This is a genomic window from Allobosea sp. (genome assembly GCF_030695125.1).
In the GTDB taxonomy this organism is placed as follows: domain Bacteria; phylum Pseudomonadota; class Alphaproteobacteria; order Rhizobiales; family Beijerinckiaceae; genus Allobosea.
The window spans coordinates 1-2,559 of the sequence record NZ_JAUYTP010000046.1; the positions used below are offsets into that span (position 1 = coordinate 1).

General features: G+C 48.4%; 2 protein-coding genes. Both read right to left on the reverse strand.

All coding sequences use genetic code 11. From position 1 onward, the window contains the following. Positions 1-9 precede the first annotated feature (9 nt). Positions 10-726 carry an IS21-like element helper ATPase IstB gene (istB, locus tag Q8S38_RS17000; protein ID WP_305681569.1) on the reverse strand — a complete coding sequence of 239 codons (717 nt, stop codon included), beginning with the start codon at positions 724-726 and terminating at the stop codon, positions 10-12. A gap of 2 nt (positions 727-728) precedes the next feature. Then, complete coding sequence (istA, locus tag Q8S38_RS17005; RefSeq protein ID WP_305681570.1) at positions 729-2,285, reverse strand: IS21 family transposase; 1,557 nt, start codon at positions 2,283-2,285, stop codon at positions 729-731. Between the last annotated feature and the right edge of the window lie 274 nt (positions 2,286-2,559).

The window sequence follows — 2,559 nt, forward strand, 5'->3', positions numbered from 1 at the left end:
CTGACAATTTTACCTTTTTTTTCTTAGACTTTCACCCATAAGTTCTATTCTGTGTGCGGTATGTACCAGTCTATCCAGAATAGCATCGGCAATGGTTTCTTCACCAATGACATCGTACCAGCTTGCCACAGGCAGCTGACTGGCGATGATCGTCGATCTGCGACCATGCCGGTCCTCAATAATTTCCATCAGATCCATTCGTTGTTGTTTTTCCAGATGTGTGAGTCCAAAGTCATCCAGTATGAGCACCTCTGTCTTGGCGAGCCTTTCAATAAACTTGTAAATGGATCCGTCAATGCGGCTCATCTTGGTTCGTAGCAGCAACTTTTGAAGATTGAAATAAGCGACGCGGTAACCCTGAGCACAAGCCTGATGTCCCAGCGCTGAAGCCAGAAAGCTCTTTCCTGCGCCGGAAGCTCCGCTGATTAACACGGCTTCTCCTTTGGTAATATATCCGCCCAGGGTCAGTTCAGTGATCAACGAGCGGTCGATTCCACGAGCCGGATCTGTGTTCAGTTCTTCAATAGTTGCCTGGTAACGGAACGCTGCGTTTTTAATCAGGCGATCAAAGCGTTTGCCGTTCCGGGCGTCATGTTCAGCGCCCAACAATAGCTCCAGGCCTTCGGCCAGGGTAAGCTCGTGATGCCGCCTTGTTTCCTGTAAGATTTGCCAGCTGCGCGACATGCCATGCAGGCGCAGTCCTTTGAGTTGTGTTTCGATTTGCATTTTTAGAAGTTTATAGTGGATTGTGTGTAATATTCTTTGCCCCGGATATTAGTATGAACCGGAAGTGATTGTTCTGGTGATTCCTCCTCCAGATGAATAGCCATGTTATTCTCCAAAATCTTCTGGATAGACTTATAGGAGCAGATTCTGTTCTCGATAGCAACGCGGCATACCCGGCTGAACTTCTCTGGATCTGTATTCCTTGATAATCGCAGCAAACCATCACAGGTTCGATAAAGCTGCTCGGGATAGCGGTCCTGCTGAAAGACCAGCTCAAAAAGCCGGTGGAGTTCCTCTGATTTGTAGCGGGCACGTTCCAGATAATACTCAGGGCTACGGTTTAGCCAGGCCTGGTTCTGAGAACTCAGGTGTTCTTTGGTGGAGGAGTACCCACCGCTGTAACTCCTCAAGTGAATGCCAACCTGTTTGCCCTGTGCATAGATATACACCATTGTTCTTGTATAGATAACTTTTACCCGGCTTCCTATAAGCGAATAGGGCACACTATAGAAGTGCTTTAGAAGACTGACATGGCCATTGCTGGCTACCTTGGCTTCAGCGTAGTACTTTAGCTCGAATGGTTTGGGAGGCAGAGCCGACAACAGCGGCTTTTCGGCAGCCAGATAGCGTTCTTCCCGGCAATAGTTCTTGTTCTGCATCCGGGTCTGATTATGCTCCCGCACTTTCTCACTGATAGCTTCATTCAGAGTGGCCAGATCAAAGAATATCCGGTTACGCAGTTTAGCGTATACACGTGTGTAAAGCAGTTTCACCTGGTTCTCTACCAAACCTTTATCCCTTGGTTTGGCAGCGCGGGCAGGGACTACAGCCATCCCATAATGATTGGCAAAGTCTTCCAGCGACCGGTTTACTTCCGGTTCATAACGATCTGCTTTAATGATAGCTGCCTTCAGATTATCTGGCACTAATACTTTAGGAACCCCGCCAATGGCTTCCAGGCAACGCGACAATGCATACAGAAAGTCGCTGACGGTTTGCGAGGGAACTGCTATGGCAAAGGCATAATCCGAAAAAGGAAGGCAGGCTACAAAGAGCTGGCAGTGAATGATCTCTCCGGTTTGCCTGTCAGTATAACTGATCTGCTTTCCGGCAAAGTCCACAAAGAGTTTATCGGCAGGCTCATGCGTGAGCACCGAGGTGGGCTTGCGGGCAACCAGTTGCTGGTGCAGATGGAAGCAGAACTGAGAATACGCATAGCCCTGCGGGAAGCTAGCTATATACTCTTCCCATAATAGTTTTTTGGTTACCCCAACGCGTTTCAGCTCTTTGGAGAAGTATTCCAGCTTTCCCTTTAAATGAATATAACGAGGGTCTTTATAGGCTGGATTGCCCGAATGAAAACGGCTCTCCAATACCGGATCCTCCAGAATAAGCAGTTCTTCAGTGTTAAATGAAGCCGTCTGCAGCTTGACCAGGTAAGACTTTACCGTGTTCTTGCTGATGCTCAGGGTGCGGGCAATGGCTTTGATCGAGCAGCCCTGGCGGTGTAAGCGTAATAGTTGTTTTATCTGACTCATTGGTCGTGGTTTTCCGGCCATCGGTGATCGTGCTTAGTGATAAATAAATCACTAAGATGAACCAAAACCATAAGTACAGAGGGGTCAGCATGCTCCGGTACGCTTCGCAATACGAAGAGAACCTGACTGCTTGTCGACACCGATTTAGGGGGTCAACTTGCTCCGGTATACGAGCAACTATCTCTGAAAGGGGGTCAGCATCCGCCGGAATGGCATGCGTTTCAACGTGACTAAGCTATTTTGGTAGCCGCAAATTGATACCGCTTGGTGGGGTCAACATAGTCCGGAATATCCA